At 41.3% G+C, this 26,767-nt stretch carries 18 protein-coding genes; 9 read left to right on the forward strand and 9 right to left on the reverse strand.

Features of this window, described 5'->3' with window-relative positions; genetic code table 11:
• Nucleotides 1-22 precede the first annotated feature (22 nt).
• Complete coding sequence (locus DC082_RS05560) at nt 23-799, reverse strand: AraC family transcriptional regulator (protein ID WP_109236071.1); 777 nt, start codon at nt 797-799, stop codon at nt 23-25.
• A gap of 218 nt (nt 800-1,017) precedes the next feature.
• On the opposite strand from DC082_RS05560, the gene DC082_RS05565 reads away from it, so the two are divergent.
• The 5 genes from DC082_RS05565 to DC082_RS05585 all read left to right on the forward strand — a co-directional run bounded on the left by DC082_RS05565 (nt 1,018) and on the right by DC082_RS05585 (nt 7,869).
• Entirely contained in the window at nt 1,018-1,965 is a 948-nt protein-coding gene (locus DC082_RS05565; RefSeq protein ID WP_109236072.1) for a 4-hydroxyproline epimerase, read from the forward strand.
• Nucleotides 1,966-2,060: 95 nt separating this feature from the next.
• The gene (locus tag DC082_RS05570; RefSeq protein ID WP_109236073.1) at nt 2,061-3,338 is read left to right on the forward strand and encodes an NAD(P)/FAD-dependent oxidoreductase; all 1,278 of its coding nucleotides are present in this window, start codon (nt 2,061-2,063) and stop codon (nt 3,336-3,338) included.
• Between the two features lie 63 nt (nt 3,339-3,401).
• A complete protein-coding gene (gene dapA / locus DC082_RS05575; RefSeq protein ID WP_109236074.1) occupies nt 3,402-4,265 on the forward strand; it encodes a 4-hydroxy-tetrahydrodipicolinate synthase in 864 nt (287 codons plus the stop codon).
• 226 nt (nt 4,266-4,491) lie between these two features.
• Nucleotides 4,492-5,973: an aldehyde dehydrogenase gene (locus tag DC082_RS05580; protein ID WP_109236075.1), complete on the forward strand. Its 1,482-nt coding sequence runs from the start codon at nt 4,492-4,494 to the stop codon at nt 5,971-5,973.
• Nucleotides 5,974-6,315: 342 nt separating this feature from the next.
• Nucleotides 6,316-7,869, forward strand: coding sequence for an alanine/glycine:cation symporter family protein (locus DC082_RS05585; RefSeq protein WP_109236076.1), 1,554 nt, complete (start codon nt 6,316-6,318; stop codon nt 7,867-7,869).
• An 840-nt stretch (nt 7,870-8,709) separates the two neighbouring features.
• On the opposite strand, the gene DC082_RS05590 is transcribed toward DC082_RS05585, so the two are convergent.
• The 4 genes from DC082_RS05590 to DC082_RS05605 form a co-directional block, all read right to left on the reverse strand.
• Nucleotides 8,710-9,834, reverse strand: coding sequence for a sodium-potassium/proton antiporter ChaA (locus DC082_RS05590; RefSeq protein WP_109236077.1), 1,125 nt, complete (start codon nt 9,832-9,834; stop codon nt 8,710-8,712).
• A gap of 187 nt (nt 9,835-10,021) precedes the next feature.
• On the reverse strand, nt 10,022-10,996 hold the full coding sequence (gene ispB, locus DC082_RS05595; protein ID WP_109236078.1) for an octaprenyl diphosphate synthase: 975 nt from the start codon (nt 10,994-10,996) through the stop codon (nt 10,022-10,024).
• Between the two features lie 305 nt (nt 10,997-11,301).
• Entirely contained in the window at nt 11,302-12,237 is a 936-nt protein-coding gene (locus DC082_RS05600) for a hypothetical protein (RefSeq protein WP_109236079.1), read from the reverse strand.
• A gap of 295 nt (nt 12,238-12,532) precedes the next feature.
• The gene (locus DC082_RS05605; RefSeq protein WP_109236208.1) at nt 12,533-14,071 is read right to left on the reverse strand and encodes a BCCT family transporter; all 1,539 of its coding nucleotides are present in this window, start codon (nt 14,069-14,071) and stop codon (nt 12,533-12,535) included.
• 316 nt (nt 14,072-14,387) lie between these two features.
• On the opposite strand from DC082_RS05605, the gene DC082_RS05610 reads away from it, so the two are divergent.
• Both DC082_RS05610 and DC082_RS05615 read left to right on the forward strand, forming a co-directional pair.
• The gene (locus DC082_RS05610) at nt 14,388-15,515 is read left to right on the forward strand and encodes an aromatic ring-hydroxylating oxygenase subunit alpha (protein ID WP_109236080.1); all 1,128 of its coding nucleotides are present in this window, start codon (nt 14,388-14,390) and stop codon (nt 15,513-15,515) included.
• 175 nt (nt 15,516-15,690) lie between these two features.
• On the forward strand, nt 15,691-16,647 hold the full coding sequence (locus tag DC082_RS05615) for a PDR/VanB family oxidoreductase (protein ID WP_109236081.1): 957 nt from the start codon (nt 15,691-15,693) through the stop codon (nt 16,645-16,647).
• 209 nt (nt 16,648-16,856) lie between these two features.
• Here DC082_RS05615 and DC082_RS05620 read toward each other — a convergent pair whose 3' ends face one another.
• Nucleotides 16,857-17,768 (reverse strand): helix-turn-helix domain-containing protein, encoded by a 912-nt coding sequence (locus tag DC082_RS05620; RefSeq protein ID WP_109236082.1) that lies wholly within the window; start codon nt 17,766-17,768, stop codon nt 16,857-16,859.
• Nucleotides 17,769-18,149: 381 nt separating this feature from the next.
• Nucleotides 18,150-19,244, reverse strand: coding sequence for a tartrate dehydrogenase (locus DC082_RS05625; RefSeq protein WP_109236083.1), 1,095 nt, complete (start codon nt 19,242-19,244; stop codon nt 18,150-18,152).
• A 377-nt stretch (nt 19,245-19,621) separates the two neighbouring features.
• On the opposite strand from DC082_RS05625, the gene DC082_RS05630 reads away from it, so the two are divergent.
• Together DC082_RS05630 and DC082_RS05635 are read left to right on the forward strand one after the other, a co-directional pair.
• Nucleotides 19,622-20,539: a LysR family transcriptional regulator gene (locus DC082_RS05630; RefSeq protein WP_109236084.1), complete on the forward strand. Its 918-nt coding sequence runs from the start codon at nt 19,622-19,624 to the stop codon at nt 20,537-20,539.
• Between the two features lie 272 nt (nt 20,540-20,811).
• Nucleotides 20,812-22,203 (forward strand): NAD-dependent succinate-semialdehyde dehydrogenase, encoded by a 1,392-nt coding sequence (locus DC082_RS05635; protein WP_109236085.1) that lies wholly within the window; start codon nt 20,812-20,814, stop codon nt 22,201-22,203.
• Between the two features lie 170 nt (nt 22,204-22,373).
• On the opposite strand, the gene ypfJ is transcribed toward DC082_RS05635, so the two are convergent.
• Nucleotides 22,374-23,255, reverse strand: a complete 882-nt coding sequence (gene ypfJ / locus DC082_RS05640) for a KPN_02809 family neutral zinc metallopeptidase (RefSeq protein ID WP_109236086.1) — start codon at nt 23,253-23,255, stop codon at nt 22,374-22,376.
• A 162-nt stretch (nt 23,256-23,417) separates the two neighbouring features.
• Complete coding sequence (locus DC082_RS05645) at nt 23,418-26,738, reverse strand: YadA-like family protein (RefSeq protein WP_189363306.1); 3,321 nt, start codon at nt 26,736-26,738, stop codon at nt 23,418-23,420.
• Nucleotides 26,739-26,767: the final 29 nt, after the last annotated feature.

Consider the following 26,767-nt stretch of genomic DNA (forward strand, 5'->3'; position numbering starts at 1 on the left):
TACAGTGTAGCGCTCTGCTCTTTCAAGAGGCTAATGCAAGTTTAAATTCTGTCGGCGTCATATTAGTGACCTCCTTAAATTTACGGCTAAAGGCGCTATGATCGATATAACCACACTGCATCGATACCTCTGTAATCGAAAGATCTTGGGAGAGAAGATCGATCGCATGTTCAAAGCGTTTCTTCTGAATAAGCTGTAACGGCGTCATCAGAAAGATCTCCCGAAATTGTCGATTTAGTTGAGAAACAGAGAGATGTGCCATCTCTGCTAACTCTTGAGTGGAGATCTGCGTAAAGAAATTTTCACTGACATAATCGAGAACACGATTGAGTCTCACATTAAGATCTGTTCGCACAAACTTATCATCCTGTAGATCAACCGATATCCCCACAACGCCGACTACTTTCAGATTGATATCAGTAATGGGAATTTTTGTCGTCATACACCACCCCATTGAGCCATTATTGTAAGTATGAAGTTCTAAGCGATTTAAGATAGAGGAGCCGGTCTCAATTACCTTAAAGTCTTGTTCTTCATAGAGAGATCCAAACTGACTCTGAAAGACATCTGTTGAGGTTCGTCCGATAATCTCCTCAAATGATCTCAATCCTGCTCGCTCTAAAAAACAGTGATTAACCAACTGATAACGCGCCTCACGATCCTTTACAAAAAAGGTGATATTAGACATCGAATTGATCAAGGGCATGATCAACTTAATATGCTTTGTAAACTCCTCTAAATGACTCACTAAAAAAGCTTGCTGACCTTGGTACTTTTCCAAAAAATTTTGTATCAACATGAAGTTCCTCCTTCTGATAGCAAGTGATGCTCCGCTATTTTTCTTCTTTTTAGCTGTTTTTATCTATTTTTTTATCTATTTTTTTATCTATTTTCAGCTTTTTTCGGTTTTTATCATTGTGCTATTTAGCGCATCACTTTGATCAAAACATATCAAGAAACCTCAAGACAAATCAAGCAGACTAAATATTAAGCAGCCAAAGCGAAGGAGAAACGAGAATGAGTTTATCACTCGAAAGAATAAAAGTATTAGATTCACATACAGGCGGTGAGCCGACCCGATTAGTTTTAGAAGGCTTTCCCGATCTTGGGAATGGTTCAATGGCTGAGCGTCTTGAAATTCTTAAAAACCGTTTTGATCACTTCCGTAAGGCGGTCATCTTAGAGCCTCGTGGCAATGATGTGCTTGTGGGTGCCCTCCTCTGTTCACCAACAAATCCAGAAGCAACCGCCGGAGTGATCTTTTTTAACAACAAAGGCTATCTTGGAATGTGTGGCCATGGCACGATCGGCTTGATGGCCTCCCTCCTCCATCTTCAAAAAGTAGAAGCGGGCGAACATCTTATCGAAACACCTGTAGGAGATATTCGCACCACACTTCATGAAGATGGTTCTGTGAGCTTAAAAAATGTACCGGCCTATCGTTATCGAAAAGCGGTGAGTGTTGATGTGCCTCAATTAGGGCGCGTTACCGGAGATATCGCTTGGGGAGGCAACTGGTTCTTTTTAGTCAATCAGCACTTTTTGGATATTGATTTAAAAAATGCCGCGCAACTAAGTGACATTACCTTAAAGATTATGGCGGCACTTAAAGCTGCCGGCATTACCGGGGCTAATAATGAAGAGATCGATCATATTGAGCTCTTCCAATCAACGCCGACCGCCAATAGCCGTAGCTTTGTGATGTGCCCTGGCGGCGCTTATGATCGCTCTCCTTGTGGAACAGGAACAAGCGCTAAAGTTGCAACCTTGGCAGAAGATGGCTTATTAGCAGAAGGGGATATCTGGATTCAAGAGAGTGTTATCGGCAGTCAATTTCAGGCAAGTTATCAGCGCGATGGGGATAAAATTATTCCCATTATTCGGGGGCGCGCCTATATCTCTGGGGAGAATACACTCCTTCTCGACTCCGCCGATCCATTTCGTTACGGCATCTCAACCGATTGAGATAATCCCTCTTAAGCAGAGATATCTCCCAATGGAGATCACTTGAGAGCAGATTCAGAGAACAGATCAATCTAAGAGAAGAAGCGGAGATCTTTATGTCCAATAGAGAGAAAACTAGTAGAGAGAAAACTAGTAGAGAGAAAAAAATAATTGTTGTGGGCGGTGGCTTAATTGGATTAACCATTGCTCTCGAGCTCCAAAAAGCGGGCATCGATACCCTTCTGCTTGAGAAAGAGCAAGTCGGCCGCGGTGCCTCTTGGGGTAATGCCGGGCATATTGCTACAGAACAGGTCTATCCCATTGCTGATCCCTCTATGCTCAAGTCGCTCCCAAAGATGTTATTAGATCCTCTTGGCCCTCTACGAATTGATTGGCGCTATCTGCCTCAATTGATGCCTTGGGGAATGAAACTTCTTAGTAATATGCGGTCAGCCCCTTTTGAAAGAATTCATCAGTCATTAAGAGTGTTGAATAGAGCCGCCCTTCCCTCTTGGGAACGCTTTAAGGAGCGTTGGGCACTTCAATCTTGGGTCAAAATTGAGGGTTCACTCCTTGTCGCAGAAAGAGAGCAATCCCTCGAGCAGTTACAAAAACATGGTGAAAAACTCAATGCACTTGGCATCAAGAATCAGCTACTAGGACGGCAAGCGCTACTCGATAAGGCTCCGGCATTAGCCGACTCTCAATTAGGTGCGCTCCTCTTTCCTGATACTGGGCATATTGTAGATCTATCTGCCCTGATTGATCATCTCCTCACTCAGTTTCAGCAACTAGGTGGAAGCGTGATCGAAAATTATGAGGTCGGTTCAATCAAAAAACTCTCTTCAAAAAAAGTGGAGGTGGTCGCTAATGGAGAGATCTTCACTGCCGAAAGCATTGTTTTAGCGACGGGTGCTTTCTCAAAGCCCTTTGCAAAAGCCTTAAGTGGATTTAATCTCCCCTTGGAAACAGAACGAGGTTACCACCTTATGCTCCCCCATGAAAAAGAGCGGCTCTCTATTCCAATCTCCAGTATCGATCGTAAATTTATTATGACCCCGATGAATAGTGGATTAAGACTTGCTGGCACAGTGGAGTATGGAGGATTGAAACTTCCTCCCGATATGCGCCGAGCACAAAATTTCCTCCCTTTAGCAACACCGATGTTAAAGGATCCTTTAAATGCAACAGACGCGACAGAGTGGATGGGATTTCGCCCAACGATGGCTGACTCTCTCCCGGTGATTGATCAAGTTGATAACTGCTACTACGCCTTTGGGCATCAGCATCTCGGTATTACACATGCCACTTTAACAGCCGAGATCATCACCGCACTCTATCTCAATCAACCCCCACCGATCGATGTAAAACCCTTTGCAATCGATCGTTTTTAATAACTTTAATAACAATTAAAGATCAGCAAACTGATTAATAGACCAATCATAGGAGATTGAATAATGAAATTACATGGTATCTACGTTCCTTTAGTCACCCCATTTAAAGAAGATGGTTCCCTCGATATTGCAACTTTAGAGCAATTGACAGAACAATTTATCGCAAAAGGTGTCGCCGGTCTTGTCGCCTGCGGTACGACAGGCGAATATTACACCTTAACAGAAGAGGAGCGAGAAGCTGTTCTCACAACCGTTGCTAAAATCGCTAAAGGGCGTGTCACCCTCATTGCCGGCATTAATGATCTCTCAACTGCAGGAACGGTAAAGCGCGCAAAAGAGGCGGCAGCCCTTGGCTATGAAGCATTCATGCTCGCACCTCCAGCCTATAGCTTACCGGACCAAGCTGGATTAATTGCCCATTATGAGACAGTTGCAGAAGCGACCGATATTCCGATCATTATGTATAACTTCCCAGCTCGTGTCGGCATTGAGATTGAGTATGAGAGTGTTCTCCATCTTGCGAAAAATCCTAAAATCATCGGCCTGAAAGAGAGTAGTGGTGACTTTAGTCGTGCGCTTCGCTTACTCCAGACTCCTTTTGAAGATTTTGAGATTGTCTGTGGTTGTGATGATCAGCCGGTCGATTTCTTCTTCTGGGGTTCTAAGAGCTGGATCGCCGGTGCGGGGAATGTCTTCCCTGAAGAGCAGGTTACACTCTTTAATGCCACACAGAAAGGGGATTGGGATCTTGCACGCAATATTATGAAAGAGATCTACCCGGCAATCCACTCAATGGAGTCAGGCAACTATAATCAGAAAGCAAAATTGGGCTGTCTAAAAGCAACTCTCTCTGTTGGAAAAGTAAGACTCCCCTTATCTGATCTCTCTGATGAGGAGCGCGATGCCTTCTTAGCATTCTTCCGCTAAAAGGAGCAGATACAAAAGGGAGAAAATGGTAAGTAATCAACCAGGATCGATGCGATTTTCCATTGATTATTGTCGAAGATCTCATGATACTAATTCTCCCTTTTTTCTGAAGCGCTTCACTTTTAACAAGATAAGAGCGAAACGTACGACAGAAGAAAATAGTGAATCACAAATCGTGAATCGTGAGTCGTAAATAGAGATTCAGATAAATTTAAGGAGAATATTGATGATTAGAAAAAAAGAAGAGATCTTTGAGCAAGCCCAAAAAGGCGCGCTTATTGCGCAAAATAGAATTGCCGGTCATCCACTTAATAACGCCGTTTTGGAGAATATCTCTCCGATAGATAAAAATATCATTGGCACCATTACTGATGGCGATGCCAACGATATCGATGCAGCCGTCAAGGTTGCGAGAGATACCTTTGAATCAGGTATCTGGAGTAAAAAATCTCCGGCAGAGCGTAAAGAGGTGATGTTACGATTTTGCGATCTACTTGAAAAGCATCAAGAGGAACTTGCTGCACTCGATGCGGTTGATGCCGGTAAGCCCATTACAGAGTGTCTCAACACCGATATGCCAGCAACGATTGAGACCTTCCGCTGGTATGCTGAAGCGATCGATAAACTCTTCGGAAAAGTCGCCCCTACAGATAGCGATACGTTAGGACTTATTGTTAGAGAGCCGATCGGCGTTGTCGGTGCGGTATTACCATGGAACTTCCCGGCGCAGATGTTTGCTTGGAAAGTGGCGCCGGCATTAACTGCTGGAAATTCTGTCATTGTAAAACCAGCAGAATTGACCTCACTCAGTGCTTTTAGAATGGTTGAACTTGCATATGAAGCAGGCGTCCCAGAGGGTGCTTTGAGTCTTGTTCTAGGATTAGGAGAAAAGGTTGGTGAGGCGCTCGGTCGCCATATGGATGTTGATGTGGTCTCCTTTACGGGATCAACCGAAGTGGGCCGTTACTTTCTAAAATACTCTGCTGAGAGCAACCTCAAAGAGATCATCTTAGAATGTGGTGGAAAAAGCCCTCAAATTCTCTTTGAAGATGCCGATATTGATGCCGCGATTCCCCATATTCTCGCCTCAGCCTTTTGGAATATGAGTGAGAACTGTAGCTGTGGCTCTCGCCTGCTTCTTCATGAATCGATTAAAGAGGAGGTCTTAGAAAAGTTAGTTGCGGCGCTCTCTGAATGGAAGGTCGGAAATCCTTTAGATCCTTCTGTCTCTATCGGGCCGATGATCGAAGAAGCACACTTTAACAAGGTCAAATCCTTTATCGATATCACTCTAAAAGAGGGAGGTAATCTCGTTTCCGGCGGTAAAATCCATTCCGACTTAGGCAGTGGCTGGTATATCGAACCGACAATCTTCGATAATGTTCGCTCCGATATGACCCTCTTTCAAAATGAGGTCTTTGGCCCTGTTCTCGCCGTTGTGAGTTTCCAATCAGATGAAGAGGCGATCGCGCTCGCAAATGACTCACACTATGGTTTAGCGGCCTCCTTCTATACCCAAAATATCAAGCGAGCATTTCATGTTGCTGCCGCTATTAAAGCAGGAACAATCTCAGTCAACGGCTTTAGTGAAGGGGATATTACTACACCTTTTGGAGGTTTTAAACAATCAGGTTTTGGCGGTAAAGATAATGGCCTAGAAGCCTTTGAACAATATACCGCACAGAAAGTGATCTGGTATATGCATTAATCAATATCCATTAATCAGTATCACTGTAGTAACTAACATAACTAACGTAACTGACACAACAGAAGAGCGGGAAAGGGAGAAGATCTCCCTTGACCCTCTTCCCTATTAATACTTTAGCAATTAACGACAAATCAACTAAAAATCATCAATCCCAATCATCAATTCAAGTCAGCAATTCAAATCATCGATACGTTACTGTATCGAATATCTAAAAATTACTACCAAACAAAAAAACATTTCGACCCTATCGATCACTATAAAAATAGAAAAAATAGAGATTCAAATCATTAAATAAAATCAATCATCAATAAAAATAGGGCGATATCATCGGAGGATAAAACTATGCAAAGCATCGTTGATACATTGGTAGGCTATATCTGGGGAAATGCACTCGTTGCACTCTCTCTCGGAGCTGGTCTCTATTTCACAATTATCACTCGAGGAGTTCAATTTCGTTATCTGATCGAGATGATCAAGCTACTAAAAGAGGGGAAAAGTTCCCAAGAGGGGATCTCTTCATTCCAGGCCTTCTGTCTAGCGCTCTCAAGTCGAGTGGGTGTCGGTAATATTGCCGGCGTTGCCACAGCAATCGCTGCCGGTGGTCCAGGCGCAATCTTCTGGATGGCAGTGATGGGGCTATTAGGTGGCGCAAGCGCTTTTGCCGAATCAACCCTTTCACAGATCTATAAACAGAAAGTAGATGGGCAATATCGTGGGGGCGCTCCCTACTACATTGAGCGAGGTCTTGGCTGGAAACCTTTTGCTATTTTAATGGCGGTCGTGATCTGTATCTCATATGGTTTCTTAGTGCCGGGAATCCAATCAAATACTATTGCCGATTCTTTTAATACCGCATTTAATATCCCTCCCGTTTTAACAGGCATTGTTATAACTATTGCAATGGCTTATCTCATCTTTGGGGGTGTTAAACGTATTGCTAATTATGCCGATAAGATTATTCCCATCATGGCGCTTCTCTATATCATCTTAATGTTTGTAATCTTAGGGGCGAATATTACACAAGTTCCGGCGATGTTTAAACTGATTATCTCGAGTGCATTCGGCATGGATGCCATCTTTGGGGGTATTGTTGGTTTAGCAGTTGCCTGGGGTGTACGGCGTGCGGTCTTCTCAAGTATGGCTGGTGCCGGAGAAGCAACTTTTAGCTCCGCCGCAGCTGAAGTGAGTCATCCTGTTAAACAGGGATTAATTCAAGGGTTTTCAATCTATATCGATACCGTGATTGTCTGTGTAGCAACGGGATTGATGATCTTAATTACCGGGATGTATAACGTTACTCCTCCCGGAGGTGAAACGATTGTTGAGAATATCCCCGGTATTAGTGCCGGAAGCGCATGGTCTCAAATGGCAGTATCGAGTGTTTTTCCTAACGCCGGTGCGGGATTTGTTGCAATTGCAATCTTTCTCTTCGCCTTTACAACGTTAATGGCCTACTACTATATTGCTGAAACGGCGATGATCTTCTTAGATCGTAAAATTAAGTATCCGCTTTTAACGCTCTTATTAAAATTTATCTTCCTTCTCACAATGTTCTTCGGCAGCATTGAGTCGGTCGATTTAATGTGGGGATTTGGAGATATTGGTTTTGGTAGCATGAGTTACCTCAACCTTGTGGGAATTATCCTTCTCTCAAAACCACTCTATCGCACCTTTAAAGATTATGAGCGCCAAAAGCGTGAAGGAAAAGATCCCATCTTTAATCCTGATATTGCCGGCGTTAAGAATGCAGATCTATGGCGTGAAATCAGTAAAAAGTATGAGGAAGGCAATCCCTACAATGGTGGCTCAAAACCTCATACGATTGCTGATCGATTAGAAGATCGCTACAAACATGAGACCCCCATCAGAAGAAAACCTCTTCCATCGGATCTTTAAAGAGCATTTAACTAATAGATGAAATCTATTTAAAAATCAGTAGAAAACAGAAAAGTAGAGCGTTACGGAATCATAACCGCAACGCTCTTTTTAATTTCTCAAATATAGCTCCCCTCCTCTCAACAATGAAAATACCAATCTGCCGGAATGCTCCCGGCAATGAAGGATCTTTCATTTGTATCAACAGAAGCTGACTCATAGCGGGAGAGAATGTTTGCAACTTCGGAAAGAACATGCGCCCGCAGATGAGCGATCGTTTAATCCCTCAACTTTAATCACTCAACCCTTATTCCGATCATCTCGACATTGAAAATGTTAATCTGCCGGCATTGATCTCTCGACGATATAAGAATCATCTCAATTATATAAACAGAAGCTGACTCATGGCGGGAGGGAATGTTTGCAACTCCAGAAAGATCATGCGCCCGCAGATGAGCGATCGTTTAATCCCTCAACTTTAATCTCTCAACCCTTATTCCGATCATCTCGACATTGAAAATGTTAATCTGCCGGCATGCTCCCGGCGATGAAGGATCTTTCATTTGTATCAACAGAAGCTGACTCATAGCGGGAGAGAATGTTTGCAACTCCAGAAAGATCATGCGCCCGCAGATGAGCGATCGTTTAATCCCTCAACTTTAATCACTCAACCCTTGTTCCGATCATCTCGGCATTGAAAATGTTAATCTGCCGGCATGCGATTGTTAAAAGAGCATGATCGTTCTCTCCGGCAACTCTCAAATCTTCTTACTTCAAATAGCAAAAGGCACCATCAATGATGATGCCTTTCCATACTCTTAACGCTCTACTCTATAGAGCAAGATCGATTTGAACCTTGCTCTATTCGCCACCTAATAACAACATTAAAAATGCGCCAAAAATGACAAGATGAGCAACACCATCCACCTTATTGGTTCGGCCGCTATCAAATGTTGCCTGGCAGAGAACAAATAATCCCGCTAATAGAACAACATCAGTAATCGGCAGACCTAAAACAATCTGATGCCCTGTTAAGAGAGAGATAATAACCACCGCAGGAACGGTTAGAGAGATTGTTGCTAAAACAGAACCGAAATACATATTAACTGCACGTTGTAACTTATTATTCAAGACTGCCCGCATCGCCCCTAATCCTTCCGGCGCAAAGATCAGGATCGCTACAATCAAACCGGTTAAAGCTTTCGGTGCATTGAGATTATCAAGCAAAGATTCTAAAGGAGCTGAATCCACCTTAGTAATCGCAACAACAGAGACTAGATGAATCACCAACCAGATACCATGCCAAAGATTGGAATGTGGAGAGGGAATCCCTTCATGATTCTCATCCTGATCTTCATGATCATAGATAAAGAGGCTCTGATGAGTTCTTGTCTGAATCACAAGGAAAACAGCGTAAAGAACAGCTGAAAGAAATGCCACAACAATTAATTGTCCTTTACTAAAGGTTCCACCCGGCATAAAGCTTGGTAGAATCAAAACCACTAGAACAAGTGGGATAATCGCTGTTGTATATTGCGTCACCCCACCTAAATTGACATGTTGTGTCTTAAATTTGCGTCCGCCTAAAAGAAGTGAGATCCCTACAAAGCCACTAATCACTAACATGATCAATGAATAGAGCGTATCTCGCATCAATGTGGCATAAGGATCGATCCCATTCTCCCCAACACCGGGACTTGATGACATCACCGCCGTAATTAAGCTTACCTCTAAGATCACAACTGAAAGACTCAAGATCAAAGAACCATAAGGTTCTCCTAAGCGATGGGCAAAGATATCTGCATGACGCACCACACTAAAAGCACTATAGAGAATAGCCACTAATGAGATAAGATTAATTAAGATCAAAAAGGGGGTGGATTTCGTACTTCCAAAAAAGAGATCAAACGCAATGACGATAATTGCCAATAGGAGTGCATACTCCTTATGCCGCGTTCCTCTCTTTTCACTCACTACTTCACTCATCTGCAACTCCTCTTATAAACTATTATCTGATATAACCCATTATCTTATTATCTCATTTTATAAATTAGGGCGTTAAAAAAATGAACAATAAAAGAGGAACAACCAAAAGGAAGCATAAAAAAGGACAATAAAAAAAGGATGTTGCCATCCTTTCTTCAACTTCGATCACTCTTGATAAAGACGTTCTCTAAAATTTCCGCTCTACAGCATAATTTGCCAATGTTTTCAGCGCTTCTTTATAGGGCGATTCCGGTAGACGGCTCAATGCTTCAATGGCAAGTTTTGCTTGCGCAACTGCCACTTGATGTGTGTAATCGAGCGACTTTGTTTTCTCAATGACAGCTAAAATAGCATCTAATTTTGAGATATCGGCATTGACAAGTGCATCTTGAATTAAGGCTGCTTCTTCTTCCGTCCCTGCACGCATCGCATAGATCAAGGGGAGCGTCGGTTTCCCTTCTGCAAGATCATCTCCGGTATTTTTACCCATCTCTGCTGCCGTTGCGGTGTAATCTAAAATATCATCGATCAATTGAAAAGCGGTTCCAAGATACATCCCGTAAGTTGCTAACTCTTTTTCGAAATCATCACCACCTGCTTCGCGCGTTAGGATTCCGGCAACTGCCCCGGCAGCTTCAAAAAGACGCGCCGTCTTAGAGTAGATGACATTCATATAATTCTCTTCTGTGGTGTCGGGATCACCAATATTCATCAACTGCATCACCTCCCCTTCTGCAATCACATTGGTCGCATCAGAGAGAATCCGCATAATGGGCATCGAGTCGAGACTGACCATCATCTGGAAAGAACGGGTATAGATAAAGTCACCTACCAGAACCGCTGCCTCATTTCCCCATAATTCATTCGCCGTCTCTCGACCACGGCGCATATCGGAGTGATCAACGACATCATCATGAAGAAGCGTTGCCGTATGAATAAATTCTATCAGCGCTGCTGCAGTAATATGCCCTTCTCCTTCATATCCCGCGGCACGTGCAGCAAGAAGCGTAATCAAGGGCCGTAAACGTTTGCCGCCAGATGAGACAATATATTGTCCGACTTGATTGATCAGGACGACATCTGAATGGAGTGCCGTTAATATCTTCTCGTTAACAGCATTGAAATCTTTCTTTGCAAGCGCTTGAACAGCTTCTATTGACATTGCTTTGCTACCTTAATGATTAAATAAAATAAATAGTATCTAATTTTACAGGAGAATTTGCTCCTGTTGGATCTTATTTGGATCTGCATCAAATTTGATTCAATCCTAATCAAATCTAATTTAGATTCTTGTCAGCCCCTCTTCGAGCGATCTTTATAAAAAGGTGATAGAGAGAAGAGAGATTCCTTCAAAGATCATGCTTAATCCCTCATTATAAGGGTTATTAGCGATAAAGGTAATCTCTCCTGATCAAAGTTGCTAAGAAGTTATGACATAATCACCTTAAGTTCTCAATTTTCCTAATATTACTGAGCCGTATAGAGAGATGCATCAGGACGATACTGAAAGCGGATCTTTGGTAGATAATCGCGATTAATACTCATCAGCTGATGACACATACGTCCATGAAAGCGGTAATCACTCTCATAACATTGATCAACGCGCCAAAGCGCCGGCATCGATTGTTGTAATGCTTGAAGTTCTAAACGATACCCTTCTCGCTCTTGTAAAAGATGCTGATATTTCTCATCCGCAGCTAATGCTGTTTCGATATGATTCTGCAACAGCGCTTCCCCATTATCGACAGCCTTCGATGACTCTTTTAACTGCTCTTTTAAATATTTTCGGCTCTCCTCTTCCTGCTTTCGATAATGGAGCGCTAACGCCTCATCGACTGCTTTAAGATCTTTATCGAGCTCTAAGTTCTTCTGCAATTGCGCCTCATACTCATTCATTAAGTTTTTAATGCGCTTATCAAGCGTCTTATCATTAAGGGCAAAAAGCGTGCCATCTTGATGAGTATAGATGCCGGGAAGATGCTCAACACTATTGGCAAAGAGCGCTCGGTGTGAGAGCGTTTGCGCTGTCTCCTCTCCGGTGAAACGAGGTAAGGTCTCCATCTCAATCAACCATGTTTGATCATCCCCCTCTTGGGCAACAACAACGGCATCAAACTGATTATTCTCTTCCCCATTTAAAGGCGTGTAGATTTTAATATTGCCAAAGGTGGTCAAAAACTGATAGCGACCATCACGATATTTAAAGGTGCCATTAATATCATAGAGCGCTCGATGCTCATCTATCGGAGAGACGGTTTTAATATGACTACTTGTAATCTCAATTTCAGAAGATGGATCACGAAGCGCCTGAAGATCGGCCAAATCTGGGCCTGCAGGCTGACATGCCGCTAGTAAAAGTGAACTGCCCACCAATAAAGCAATCTTATTCCAGTGTCGATTCATCGCTAATATGACTCCTCTTTTGCTTAACATTATCAATTATAATGGCACCATATTAGCTTAAAATTGCCTTAAAGATCAGATATTCAAGATCAATTTTTATCACTCAATTTTTTATTGAGTCATCTTTTATTGATCAATATTTCAGCGATAGCCTCTCCCTCCCATAGATCTCCCAGAAAACCCATAAAAAAAGTTCTAAAGATATTGACTCTTTAGAACCTCTTTTGACCAATAGCGAGCTCATCACTAAAGATGAGCCTACCAATCATTGACCTATTATCTGATTGATAACCTATTAATGATTAACCTGCTTTCTTAAGAGCTTATTCTCCTCTTGTGTATGCACCTGCCGAATAGGTCGTAGCTCCCCTTTCATCCCTTTATAAGTGGAGATACAGATCACTAACATCATCACCGCAAGAGGAATAGACATTGCCACTAAGGCCGACTGTAAGCCCGCTAATCCTCCCGTGACAATCAATACCGTTGAAATTGCACCAATAATAACTCCCCAAATAATTTTTACTCGATTAGAGGGATTGGGATTACCATTTTCACTCACCATCCCTAAAACAAAGAGTGCGGAGTTCGCTGAAGTGATAAAGAAGATCATCACCAATACAATAGTTAAAATACTTGTAAAAACGGGATAAGGAAAATTTTCTAAAAAGACAAAGAAAGCCGACGTAACATCTTCTGCAACAACGGTAGCCAATGCTGTTTGTCCCAGGTTTTGAATAATATGAATTGCACTTCCCCCCATCACGGCAAACCAGAAGAATGAACCTAATACCGGGATAAAAACAGCCCCGATCATAAACTCTCTAATCGTTCTTCCTTTCGAGATTCTCGCAACAAAACTTCCAACTAATGGTGACCATGCAATCCACCAGCCAAAATAGAAGAGGGTCCAATTTGCAATCCAATCACCATTTCCGTAAGGTTCCGTTCGTAATGACATATTGATAAAGTTTTGTGCATAATCTCCCATTCCTTGGAAGAGCACCTTAAAGATGGTCTGTGTTGGACCTAAAAAGAGAATAAAGCCCAAAAGTGCAAATGCTAATAACATATTGAGATTAGAGAGATGTTTAATAGCACCCTGCAATCCCGATATCGTGGAGGAGACATAGATCACTGTTACAACAGCGATAATAAAAAACTGTATTTTTGTAGAAACAGGAACATCCCATAAAATATTCATCCCACTATTGATTTGCAGTGTGCCAAATCCTAAAGAGGTGGCAATACCGATAACGACAGAGAATATCACTAATATATTGATCCACTTACCGAAAGTTCCATAAATTCTATCGCCCACTAAGGGGTAAAATACAGAACTTAAAGAAGCAGGAAGTTTTTTTCTAAACTGAAAATAGGCTAGGGAGACCCCCACTAAAGCGTAACAAGCCCATGCGGATACACCCCAATGAAGATAAACAAACTGCATCGCAGTTTTAGCCGCCTCTTCTGTATAACCTTCACCAACCGGTGGGGAGATGTAGTAAGAAACAGGTTCAGCAACGCCCCAAAAGACTAAGCTAATTCCTATTGAGGCACTAAATAACATTCCAACCCAAGTGAGCGTACTATATTCCGGCCGATCCTCATCATCTCCTAAACGAATATGCCCAAAACGGGTAATCGCTAGATACATACAAAATAGAAAAAAGACCAATACCGAACCGAGGATAAACCAGCCCAGATTATTATAGATAAATACTAACGAATCCCGTGAAAAAGCCTCCACCCGTTCCGGAATAAACACCCCTAGAGCTATAACGATTAAACTTAACCCTAGAGATACATAGAATACCGCTCTCTTACTCTTCATCATTGAAGCAATCCTCCATTATATTTTTTATTATTTGGGCACTTAATATGACACCCAAGGTTTACATTTTTAGCCCTTCAGAGTTGCTTAGTCAATAAAATATTCACTTTTTAAAAATTTAATACCTTTGATCGCAATCAAAAAAATGAGGCAAATCAGTCACTATTAGATGATTAAGATCAACTATCATCTTTTTTATTCTCTTGAAAAAATATTTAAGTTTATTTTTAAAAGCTTATTGACCCCTTATAATTCTTATTATAGGATCATGATAAGTAAACTTTAGGTTTACATGACTACAAAGGAGAATATAAAAATGACAGCTATCAAAAAGACAATATCTATTGAGGATCACATCGATCTTGATAACGCATGGACCATTCCAGCAGAATATTACACTTCGGAGGAGCTCTTTGAAGTAGAGAAAGAGAAAGTCTTTGCCAACACGTGGATTTGTGTCGCCCACATCAGTGAGTTGGCCGAAAAAAATGATTATGTTATTCGCGAAATTATTGGAGAAAGTCTGATTATCGTCAGAGGCAGAGATAATGTATTACGCGGATTTTACAATGTTTGTCCTCATAGAGGTCATCAATTAATGAGTGGTGAGGGTGGAAAAGCTAAAAATGTTATTACCTGCCCCTATCATGCTTGGGCTTTTAAGCTCGATGGTGAATTAGCACATGCGACAAACTGTGAAAATGTCGCTAACTTTGATGCTTCAGCAATGAGCTTAAGTTCTTTTCATGTCACTGAATATGCCGGCTTTATCTATATCAATTTAACAAGGGATGAGCCACAACCTATTGAAGAGCAGCTTCCCGGATTGAAAGAGCAGATGGAACAAGCTTGCCCTGTTATCAAAGAGCTAAAACTTGCAGCGCGCTTTGTCAATCCTACAGCGGCAAACTGGAAAACGATCGTGGATAATTACATTGAGTGTTATCACTGCCCGACCAATCATGTTAGCTTCGCAAGCTCTGTAGATGTCGGCGTTTATGAACATAACTTATATGATAATTGGACCGTTCAGATTGGGCAGGCAAAGCCTTCAGAGTCCTCTTACCAATTTGATGAGTCGGTAAAAGATCCAAAGTTTTATGGTTTCTGGGTATGGCCCTGCACAATGTTTAATATGCCTCCTGGTGGGGATTTTATGACGGTTATCTATGAATTCCCGGTAAGCGCTGGCGAAACATTGCAATATTACGATATCTACTTCCTAAATGAAGAATTGACCGAATATCAGAAAAACCTGATTGAATGGTATCGCACCGTCTTCCGTCCTGAAGATTTACGTCTAGTTGAAGGTGTTCAGAAAGGTTTGCAATCGAGAGGCTATCGCGGACAAGGAAGAATTATGACTGACCGTCAACGGAGTGGGATTAGTGAGCACGGTGTCGCCCACTTCCATCAACATGTTGCACGAGCTCATCAAGAGTAGATCCATAAGTCGTCAATAAGATTATTTAAAAGATGATAATAAGAGAAGCAGATAGTGCCGGAAGGTGATATCTGCTCTCTTTCAGTCATCCCTGTAAAACTATTTTCAAAGCTGCAGAAACTGAGCAGAAACAGACTATTGCAGTTGCTAGCAGTGAACATTTAAGGGAGCTTATATGGTATCCGATCCAATTTCTGTAAAAGTAGGGAAGATAGAGCAACTCACTCCCGCTATTAAAAAATTCACATTACTACCCACAGAGGGAACTCTCCCAAGCTTTACTCCCGGAAGCCATATCCGGTTACATCTCACTCCAGAGATCAAACGGGCTTATTCACTAATCAGTCACCCCAATAATGGTCATTATTATGAGATTGCAGTCCTACATACAGAAGATTCGCAAGGCGGTTCACGCCATATGCATCAATCTCTTCAAGAAGGGGATATTATTGAGATCTCTCCAGCGGAAAACTTCTTCCCACTAATCGAATGTGAAAAGAGCAAACATCTCTTTATCGCTGGTGGAATCGGCATAACCCCATTTCTCTCCTATCTTCATAAAATCGAAGAGATGAAAGAGGCTAAACTCCCTTTTGAACTCCATTACAGCTTCAGAGAAGCGGGAAATGCGGCATTTGTCGATTTTTTACAAACAGAATTTCAAGATGCCTTAACGCTCTATGACAACGCCCTCAAACAGCAACTCAATGTAAAAGAGCTTATCGAACGCCAACCCCCCAACACACACCTCTATGTCTGTGGCCCTCAATCACTTATTGATGCCGTAATTGCTGCCGGTACAGAGCATCTCGGTGCTGATAAAGTTCATTTTGAAAACTTCACAGAGACAGGAAGTGAAGGCGATGCTTTTGAAGTTGTTTTCCAGAAATCGGGCTTCTCATTGATGGTTGATGAAAGCAGCTCGATATTACAAGCGATTGAGGCTGATAAAAGAATCTCTGTAGAATGCCTATGTCGTAATGGCGTTTGTGGAACTTGCGAAACAGCAATATTAGAAGGAGAAGCTGATCATCGGGACCTCTATCTTGATGAAGAGGAGCAAGCTGAACAGAAAACAATGATGATCTGTGTCTCTCGCGCTAAAGGTAAACGTATTGTGTTAGATCTCTGATATCTAAAATCTAATTTTGACAATTATTGCCTAGCTACTTGATCATTTGAATTATATTTAGGAAGTTTATATTTTTATATTTCTCTCTATTCTCAGGAGTCTATAACGCTGAGATAGAGCCGATATAGAGCTGACGTAGAGTTGGCCTCGCATCGATATAAACTTCCCTTTGACGGTTTCCATAAAGCTTCCATAAAGCATTAGAGAACTTAACAGAATTCATCTGAATCTGTCTGTAACATTAAAAAGAGACGATCGGCATAATCTCGACCTGCTTGTAATGCCAATCGTTTTCCCTGAAACTCAATAACGCCACTTCCCTTTTCACAAATCTCTTTTAAAGCCGTCTCCTTCTCCATCGCTAATTGATAGAGGTAAGATTGTATCTTAAGAAAGCTGATCTTCTTATCATTACAGTTACTCACTAACACCTCTCCTTTACAATCCATAAATACCGTGAGCGCTGTCTGATTTTTCAGTAAAAAACTCAAAAAGCTCTTCTGTTGTTTAAGTGCTATCTCATCTCTTTTCCGCTCGGTATTATCAAGACTAATCCCAACTATTTTTGTAACTTTATTATTGTGCCCTTTAATTCCTGCGGCTCGAGAACGGATCCAGCGATACTCACCATTTTGATATATCTTAAAATCGATCTCATGAGCGCCCCCCTGCTGAATAATTTTTTCATACTCTAAGAGCATTTTATCCCGTGATTCCTCATTCATTAATGATAGAAAGTCATGATTACTTCTAATCGGGATTCCATAGACCTGTTCTACATTATCTGAATAGAATACTTCACCAGTAACAATATCCCACTCCCAAGTCACTATTTCTGTTGATTCATGGAGATAAAAGTCATTGATATGTCGCCCTAACGTTAAGGAGGGTTCCTCTTTTTCAGAACTTAGATACTCCCCATACTTAAGCCATATCTTGTCGACCTGCAGAAATTGCGCTAATCGATCGAGATTGTTCTCATCGATCATGCCTCCTTTTGTCCATTTATTCACTGCCGTTCTAGATATTCCAAGTGCTTCAGAGACTTTGCGTTGACTCAACTTCTTCTTTTTTAAAAGTGTAATTAGCCTATCGCCAAATGTTTCTGCTGCTTTGCTCATATTGAGATAATGTCCTCTAAAATAGATGTCTTATATACATAAAAAGGGAGGTTAAAAAGACAATTTTAATAATACTACCATCTCTTTCAAAGAAATACCCCGTTTGATGCAGATAATTATCATTATCAAATTTACACTCATATTGATGCCCATATTGTCACTTATATGAATACTTATATGGATACTTATATTGTTATTGATATATGCAACTATTAGTGGTCTAAACGCTATTAAAAAACCCTAAAGAGCGATCTCCTTAGGGTTCTAAAATAATGGGGATTAATAGGTAAGAAGATATGATTAATCTCTTATCTATTGAATCTTATTGAATCTTATTGAGTCTTATTGAGTCTTATTGAATATCTTAATGTTATTAACACCTTAGCGTGCTTCTATCAACTTCACAATAGCATCTCCCATTGCCTCAGTCGTCTCCGCTCCTCCCATATCTTTCGTGTACGGTCCTTCAGCTAAAACTTTTTCAATGGCGTGCAAGATATGATCATGTGCTTCTCGATAAGACTCACATCCCTCTAACTCTCCAAAAAAGTTGAGCATCATCGCCCCAGACCAGATCATCGCAATAGGATTGGCAATATTTTTTCCATAAATATCGGGGGCTGAACCATGTACAGGCTCAAAAAGAGATGGGTAGGTTCTTTCAGGATTGATATTGGCAGATGGCGCTAACCCCATCGTTCCTGTACAAGCAGGACCTAAGTCTGACAAAATATCTCCAAATAGATTGGACGCAACCACCACATCAAACTGCTCAGGACGCATTACAAATCGGGCACAGAGAATATCGATATGTTGCTTATCCCATTGAATATCAGGATACTCTTTTGCAATATCCTCAACCCGCTCATCCCAATAAGGCATGCTAATTGCTAATCCATTCGATTTTGTTGCACTTGTTAAAATTTTACGCTCTCTTTTTTGGGCAAACTCAAAAGCGTAACGCAAAATGCGATCGACCCCTCGCTTACTAAATACTGACTCTTGCAATACAAACTCATGTTCCGTCCCTTCATATACCTTTCCACCAATAGCAGAATACTCACCTTCCGTATTCTCTCTAATAACATAAAAATCGATATCTCCCGGCTTCTTTCCTGCTAAAGGAGAGGTGACTCCCGGAAATAATCTAACAGGACGCAAATTAACATATTGGTCAAAACGTCTTCGAAATTGTAATAGTGATCCCCATAAAGAGATATGGTCAGGTACTAATTCAGGCCATCCTACAGCACCATAATAGATTGCATCAAATGAACTTAAAGTCTCAAACCAATCTGCCGGCATCATAGTGCCATTTTCAGCATAATAGTCACAATTGGCCCAATCAAAAACCTCAAATGTAATATTAAGGTGATATTTCTGGATAACACTTTTTAATACTTTAAGCCCTTCCGGCATCACCTCTTTACCAATGCCATCACCAGCTAAAACCGCTACTTTAAATCTCTTTACCATCTCTCTCCCACCTTATAATTTTTAAACTATCTATCAATAATGACAGGCTCTTAAGAAAAGGAGAGCTGACGATTCTTCATCTTCCCAATCAATTTCGCCATCAACTTCTCCATCAAGCTTCTCTTAAAAGCCTTTTAGGCATCATGACAGAAAGCACAAATTATTATTAGCCCTCTAATGGAAATTACTTATTTCCATTTAGGAATCTATTGTCAATCTATCCATAAAAGTCTGTTAAACTCAATCAAACAATGGAGGATCATAAATATCACGATAGAGCCTCTTCTAACTCTATTGTTTAGAGCCACTTTTCAAATCTATTTCAGATCTATTTCGGATCTATTTCAGAAATAGGATAATCCCTAAGGAGATCTTATATGAATACTATTCACTCGCTTCCTCAAACGGATGATCTCTATCTATTTCTAGTAGTAGTAAAAAATAGAAGCTTTCTCAACGCCGCTGATGAACTTGGTTGCTCAAGATCCCATATTTCAAAGAGAATTAAGGCACTAGAGAATCTTTTAGGCTATAAGCTACTCTATCGAACAAATCGCAATTGTGAGCTTACTGCACAAGGAGAGAAGGTCCATCTCTGGGCTCAAGAGATTCTCCTAAAGGTGCAAAAAATGAATGAGGATCTCTCCGAAAATAGCCACAATCCACAAGGGCATCTTACAATCACAAGCAGTTTAGGATTTGGCAGGCGCTATGTCGCCCCTCTTTTATCTCGATTTGTGACTCAATATCCCAAAGTGACAATTCGCTTTGATACTATCGATAAAATGCAGGATCTTGTCGCACAACATGTTGATTTAGATATCCATATCGGTAATGAGATTGCCCCGAATCTTATTGCTAAAAAATTAGCAAATAATCGTAGAATTTTATGTGCTTCCCCCCATTACCTTCAAAAATTTGGTGAGCCAAAGAGATTAGAAGAGTTGTTAGATCATCGCTGTTTAATTATTCAAGAGAGGGATACTCCCTATGCGCTCTGGAAATTAAACTCTTTAAAAGGGGAACAACAAATTAAAATTTCAGGACAGCTCTCTTCCAATAATGGGGAATTGATTCATCAATGGGCGCTAGAAGGCCAAGGGATAATGCTTCGATCTTTATGGGATATTCAAGAAGAGATCGCCCAAGGAGAATTGATACATATTCTTGATAATTACTGGCAAGATGCAGATATCTGGGCAATTTACCCGACGCGCCTTAATAACTCGGCTAAGTTGAAAAGTTGTGTGCAGTTTTTAGAAAAAGAGATTCCCAAAGCACTCGGACAAGTGTAAACTTAAGGTTAACATTCTAGCTAGCTAAAGAGAGAGTGCTAAGAGAGCCATCAAAAATATATACGGAAATGTATATAAACATGCATAGATTGTCCGATAGACTAATGGGTAAGTTAACGGATAGGTTCTCTATCAACAATCGCAAACCATACTAAAAAAATCGAATAAACGACAAAAGCAACAAAAGATGTCGATTAAATAAGCAATAGCGATTAAAAGAAAATATACTAATAATAGATACACGATAACTAATCACACAGATAGGAGACGTTATGAGCGAACAATTAATAGTCACAAACCCCGCTACGGGAGAAACTTTAGCAAAAGTAACCATCGATAGCCCTGAAAGTATCGAGACTAAACTCAAAGTGGGATATGAAGCGTTTAAAACATTTACTAAAAGTAGTGCTTATGAGCGAGCGCAACTACTCAATCGCTGGGCTGAGCTGATTATTGAAGATCAAGAAAATTTGGCCAAAATTATGACCGAAGAGAATGGTAAACCGCTCACTGAATCTCGTGGTGAAGTGGTTTATGCGGCAAGTTATCTCACTTGGTTTGCAGAAGAGGCAAAACGGCTCTATGGTCGTACAATTCCTGCTAATAGCACCAATAAACGACTTTTAGTCACGCGTCAGGGTGTTGGCTTAGTGGCGGCTATTACGCCATGGAACTTTCCAGCGGCAATGATGACACGAAAAGCGGGTCCTGCATTAGCGGCAGGCTGCACCTTCATTGTAAAACCGGCAGAAGATACCCCACTTACCATGATCCGTCTAGTCGAGCTTGCTCATAAAGCAGGGATTCCTGAAGATGTGGTTCAGATCGTCAATGGTAGAGGTGCCGATATTGGCCCACTCTTTACAAGTAGCCCTTATGTTAGAAAGATCACCTTTACTGGCTCAACACCTGTTGGAAAACAGTTAATTAAAGAGAGTGCAGATACCGTTAAACATGTCTCTATGGAATTAGGGGGACATGCCCCTTTTATTATCTGTGAAGATGCCGATATTGATTATGTGGTAACGCAAGCGATTGCTTCAAAATTCCGTAATGCAGGCCAGACCTGTGTCTGTGCTAATCGCTTTCTCGTCCATGAAGCTGTGATTGATGAGTTTAGTGAAAAATTTGCACAAGCCGCAAAAGCACTCAAAGTAGGAAATGGCTTAGAAGAGGGAGTTGAAGTTGGCCCTGTTATCAACAAAAAAGGGTTTGATAAGATTGTGGCACAAATTGAGGATGCGAAAGCAAAAGGAGCAACGGTACTTGCTGGTGGAACAACTCACTTTGATGATGAAAAAGGATTCTATTTTGTCAATCCAACAGTATTGGCCAATGTCACGCTAGATATGAAGATTATGCAGGAGGAGACTTTCGGGCCCGTAGCACCCATTACCTCCTTTAAAAGTGATGAAGAAGCCGTTGAGATCGCAAATAGCACTCCATTTGGTTTAGCCGCTTACTTCTTTACAGATAACTATAAACGCGGTATCTACTTCCAAGAGAACCTCGACTTTGGCATTCTAGGTTGGAATGATGGTCTCCCAAGCACCGCACAAGCGCCCTTTGGTGGTATGAAAGAGAGTGGTATTGGAAGTGAAGGTGGATCAGAAGGGATTGAGCCTTATCTTCAAACCAAATATCTGTCTATTGCCGGACTTTAATTCCATCATTGACGATATAACTAATAGACTTTATAAGAAAAAGGGCGAATCAGCATTGATTCGCCCTCTTCATTTTCTCTCTCAGATCTTCTCTACCAGATCTTCTCTATCAGCTCTTTATAGCTATGATACGAGATCTCAATAACAGATACTTTACATAAATACTCATATCAATTCTCAAAAGTATTACAAGCTTTGATATCACCACTATTAAAACCTCGCATAAACCACTCCTGACGCTCTTTAGAGGTCCCATGCGTAAAGCTGTCGGGAACAACGACGCCATTTGCCTGCTTCTGTAATCGATCATCGCCAATCGCCGCTGCCGTTTTCATCGCTTTTTCAACATCGCCAACCTCTAGGAGATTTTGCTCTTGTACCGATCGTCCCCAGATGCCGGCAAAGCAATCTGCTTGTAACTCCATCTTCACCGATAAGCGATTCGCCTCAACCTTACTTACCCGCGCTTGTTCTTGGCGAACGGCGGTTGAAATTCCCAAAAGATTTTGTACATGATGCCCCACTTCATGGGCAACCACATATCCTTGAGCAAAATCACCACCGCCCCCTAAACTGCGCTTCATATCATTATAGAAGCTCAGATCGAGATAGACTTTCTCATCGGCAGGACAGTAAAAAGGCCCCATCGCCGCTTGTCCATAACCACAAGCTGTACTTGTGCTGCCACTATAGATCACTAAGGTCGGCTCACGATAACGCATTCCCTGCTCCTTAAAACGAGCTCTCCAGAGATCTTCTGTCTTAGCGAGAGCAACCGCTGTAAAGTCTGCCATTCTCTGCTCTGCAGGAGATGCTTGATAGGAAGCCTGGGATCCTTGCTGACTACTCTGCTCCATTGCCGGCATTTCGCCTTGTAGTAGTGGTGTTAAATCAAAACCAAAATAACCCGCAGCAATCACAACAGCTAAAATTGCTAAACCCGATTTCCCTTTAAGGGGCAATCCCATGCCGCCTCGCATCGGTGTTCTTCCTCGTCTTTGACCACGACGATCTTCAATATTTTGACTTTTCCGCTCATTTTCCCAACGCATGGCTGACTCTCTTACACTTATTGATCATTACATTTATAAAGAGAGGTAATTATGCCCTCTTTCATCACAATAAAAAAGCATCGCTACCATAAATGATATCCCATCTATATAGCGATGCTTCCTTCAACCTCTATCCTCAATCTCGATCCTCAATCTCAATCTTTAAAAATCGATAGAGAAACCAACACCAACGCCCGCCTTATTTTGAGTATCATAAGAACCCTGTATCTTAAATCGAGCATCAGGAGAGATATTAAAAATAACTCCCATTGAAACTGCGGCTTCTCCATCATAAGAACCGACACCCATGCCAAATGAATGTTTATTCGATTGGCTATAAGGAATTGAACTCATCGCAATTGCGCTAGAGATTCCTGCACTTGCAACTTTACGATTTTGTTGAACCGTTCGCTCAAGATTAGAAATCCGATTATTGTAATGATTCAAGGTATTATTGATATGCTTAATCTGATGACTATTTGAGACCACTTGCTGTTGGGTCTCCCAAAGTTGACCGCCATTGATAGCCTCTTGGGATCCCTTTTCAATTCGACCATTAGCAACACCCACAACCTTATGACTTCCCATATTAACTACGGTCTCTTGGTTGATTTCCCCATTTTCAGCAATAATGATCTGGTTCTTCTCACGATCTAAACTAAAGATCCCATGCTCTTGAATCTTACTATTGAGATAGCTTAATGAATCTCCCACATTATTAAAGATATGGTCATCTCCCAAACGATATTCAGGTGTTAAGATATAGCCCTCTTTATCGATTGTTGCCCCTCCACCAAACATCTCTGCTATTGACTGATTTGAAGCATAGAGCTGTCCACCATTAATAGCATCTTTAGAGTTTTCTGCCACTAGACCATGCTTAACCCCCGTTAAAGTACGTTCATCATTACTATTGGAGATATCAAAAGTATCTGCATTTTTGCCTAGATCATTATCCACAACTAACGTTTTTTGATCTTCAGAAAGTTGAACAAGACCCGATTTTCCCTCAGCAATATTAGTAATGTTATCTTCAAGATGAGTGATACGATTTTCATGGTTCTCTAACGTTGTATCATGTTTATCGAGGCGTTTATCATGATCATCTAGGCGATCTGCCACATAACCAAAACCATCATTAACATTAGTAATCGGTTTATCTGCTTTTAATGAGTTGGTAAAATCAACACCTTCCAACATCCCCTCCTTAACATAGGCGCTTCCCCCAAAAGCATCTGCAACTCCCTCTAGGCTCTGATGATTAAGATTTGTGATCTTCTCTATCTTTTGATCCATTTCAAAAAGCTGAGAGCCATTGACGGCATCAGTTGAATTTTGAGATATCTTCCCCCGAGCAATACCAGTTAAAACACGATTTTGCCCGCTATTTGAAAAATCAAAAATCATCGCCCCTTTTGCTAACAGATTATCAATCACAATCTTATTGTTATCGAGCTTCACTATCCCGGCAGTTCCTTGGGTAATGTTTTTGATATTAGTTGCATTCTCATTGATCCGTCTATCGTGATCATTTAAGGTTTTTCCAACATATTGGAAACCTGCTTCCACACCATCTTTAATCTCTTGCCCCTCAGGAAGTGCTAATGCGGCTGAGTAGTTCGGCTGCTTTAATTCCCCTGCTTCATTAAACTCTGCGCCGGCACCAAAGGCTTCTTCAATCCCGGCTAAGCGCTTGCCGGTCTGATGGGTGATTGTTGTAATCTGATCTCCGATCTGGAGAATATCCCCACTATTTTGAGTCACTTGTTTCTCTAGATTTGTAATATGATTATCATGCTGTATTACTCGATCTCCAAGGTTATTGATAGTACTTTCATGATTTGTTACTCGGTCGCCCAAGTTATTAATAGTACTTTCATGGTTTTTTATACTCTGATCGAGTTCTGTTATCTGCTGATTAGTCACATGCAATTGGCTCCCATTGATTGCATCGCTTGAAGTTTCAGAAACCTCACCAATGGCGACACCTGTTAACTTACGAGCAACAGATTTTCCTCCTTGATCTTGATCTGAGAAATCAAAAATCATCGCCCCTTTTGCTAACTGATTATCAATCACAATCTTATTGTTATCGAGCTTCACTATCCCGGCAGTTCCTTGGGTAATATTTTTGATATTAGTTACATTCTCATTGATCCGTCTATCGTGATCATTTAAGGTTTTTCCGACATATTGGAAACCTGCTTCCACACCATCTTTAATCTCTTGCCCCTCAGGAAGTGCTAATGCGACTGAGTAGTTCGGCTGCTTTAGCTCCCCTGCTTCATTAAACTCTGCGCCGGCACCAAAGGCTTCCTCAATCCCGGCTAAGCGCTTGCCGGTCTGATGGGTGATTGTTGTAATCTGATCACCGATCTGGAGAATATCCCCACTATTTTGAGTCACTTGTTTCTCTAGACTTGTAATATGATTATCATGCTGTATTACTCGATCTCCAAGATTATTGATAGTACTTTCATGATTTGTTACACGCTGATCGATCTGTGCTACTTTTTCATCAGTCTCAAAAAGCTGAGAGCCATTTACGGCATCAGTCGAATCTTTTTCAACACGCCCTTTTTCAATATTAACCAATTTTCGTTTTAACTTCTCATTACCAAAAGAGACCTCATTCCTATTCTCCACAATCGATTCATTACCTATTGCGATACTCTCTTCCTCTAAGGCTTGAGCGTTAATGCCCAAAGCCATAGAACCACTCTTTTCTGCCAGAGCTTGAAAACCAATTGCTGTCGAAAATATCTCTTTTGCCTTCGCTTCTGTCCCAATAGCAGTAGCACCATATGAGCCACTGTAACTTTGTGATCCAATACTTAAACTACTCCCACCCACTGCGTGTGAATCTGCGCCAATTGCTACCGAAACATTCCCATCTGCGATAGCCTTACTACCGAAAGCAACGGCATAATGCTCATTACTCTGAGCACCATGACCAATACTAATTGAGGACTCTCCCTGAGCAACCGTATTGCCCCCGATCGCAATCGCTTCATCTTGTAAAGTTTGGGAATATTGTCCTATTGCAATAGTTGCATTACCCAATGCTTCTGCATGATGCCCTTGTGCGACGGCCGCAAGACCATCTGCTTTCGTATCAAACCCTATTGCAACCGCACCAACCTGATCTGCCTCTGAGTGAGAACCAAAGACAATTGTTTCATTAGCCTCTACAATGACATCTTTTCCAATCACAATGGGATCTGTATCACTCTCTAATTGAGCCTCTAATAATAGAGAGTAAGACGTCTGTACGGATGAGTTTTCTCGAAATAATGAGACAAGTTTTGGCGCATTTAATAAAAAGGAAAATGAACCATATTCCTCTTCATATTCTTCATAACATCCCTCTAAATCTCGCAACTTATCTTGCATCAAGATAGATATCTCCTCCGTTACCGCACCTTCTCCATGGAGAACACTCTTTGCATAAGCCATCTCCCCATAGTTTGATAGGATGATCATGAGAGAAATGCTTAGTATAGAGCGCTCTA

Origin of the sequence: Ignatzschineria indica (genome assembly GCF_003121925.1) — a bacterium.
Lineage (GTDB): Bacteria > Pseudomonadota > Gammaproteobacteria > Cardiobacteriales > Wohlfahrtiimonadaceae > Ignatzschineria > Ignatzschineria indica.

Bases quoted from the DNA above. Each gene is read 5' to 3' on its own strand.
- DC082_RS05560 (WP_109236071.1), bottom strand. From the start codon at position 799: ATGTTGATACAAAATTTTTTGGAAAAGTACCAAGGTCAGCAAGCTTTT.
- DC082_RS05565 (WP_109236072.1), top strand. From the start codon at position 1,018: ATGAGTTTATCACTCGAAAGAATAAAAGTATTAGATTCACATACAGGC.
- DC082_RS05570 (WP_109236073.1), top strand. From the start codon at position 2,061: ATGTCCAATAGAGAGAAAACTAGTAGAGAGAAAACTAGTAGAGAGAAA.
- dapA (WP_109236074.1), top strand. From the start codon at position 3,402: ATGAAATTACATGGTATCTACGTTCCTTTAGTCACCCCATTTAAAGAA.
- DC082_RS05580 (WP_109236075.1), top strand. From the start codon at position 4,492: ATGATTAGAAAAAAAGAAGAGATCTTTGAGCAAGCCCAAAAAGGCGCG.
- DC082_RS05585 (WP_109236076.1), top strand. From the start codon at position 6,316: ATGCAAAGCATCGTTGATACATTGGTAGGCTATATCTGGGGAAATGCA.
- DC082_RS05590 (WP_109236077.1), bottom strand. From the start codon at position 9,834: ATGAGTGAAGTAGTGAGTGAAAAGAGAGGAACGCGGCATAAGGAGTAT.
- ispB (WP_109236078.1), bottom strand. From the start codon at position 10,996: ATGTCAATAGAAGCTGTTCAAGCGCTTGCAAAGAAAGATTTCAATGCT.
- DC082_RS05600 (WP_109236079.1), bottom strand. From the start codon at position 12,237: ATGAATCGACACTGGAATAAGATTGCTTTATTGGTGGGCAGTTCACTT.
- DC082_RS05605 (WP_109236208.1), bottom strand. From the start codon at position 14,071: ATGAAGAGTAAGAGAGCGGTATTCTATGTATCTCTAGGGTTAAGTTTA.
- DC082_RS05610 (WP_109236080.1), top strand. From the start codon at position 14,388: ATGACAGCTATCAAAAAGACAATATCTATTGAGGATCACATCGATCTT.
- DC082_RS05615 (WP_109236081.1), top strand. From the start codon at position 15,691: ATGGTATCCGATCCAATTTCTGTAAAAGTAGGGAAGATAGAGCAACTC.
- DC082_RS05620 (WP_109236082.1), bottom strand. From the start codon at position 17,768: ATGAGCAAAGCAGCAGAAACATTTGGCGATAGGCTAATTACACTTTTA.
- DC082_RS05625 (WP_109236083.1), bottom strand. From the start codon at position 19,244: ATGGTAAAGAGATTTAAAGTAGCGGTTTTAGCTGGTGATGGCATTGGT.
- DC082_RS05630 (WP_109236084.1), top strand. From the start codon at position 19,622: ATGAATACTATTCACTCGCTTCCTCAAACGGATGATCTCTATCTATTT.
- DC082_RS05635 (WP_109236085.1), top strand. From the start codon at position 20,812: ATGAGCGAACAATTAATAGTCACAAACCCCGCTACGGGAGAAACTTTA.
- ypfJ (WP_109236086.1), bottom strand. From the start codon at position 23,255: ATGCGTTGGGAAAATGAGCGGAAAAGTCAAAATATTGAAGATCGTCGT.
- DC082_RS05645 (WP_189363306.1), bottom strand. From the start codon at position 26,738: ATGATCATCCTATCAAACTATGGGGAGATGGCTTATGCAAAGAGTGTT.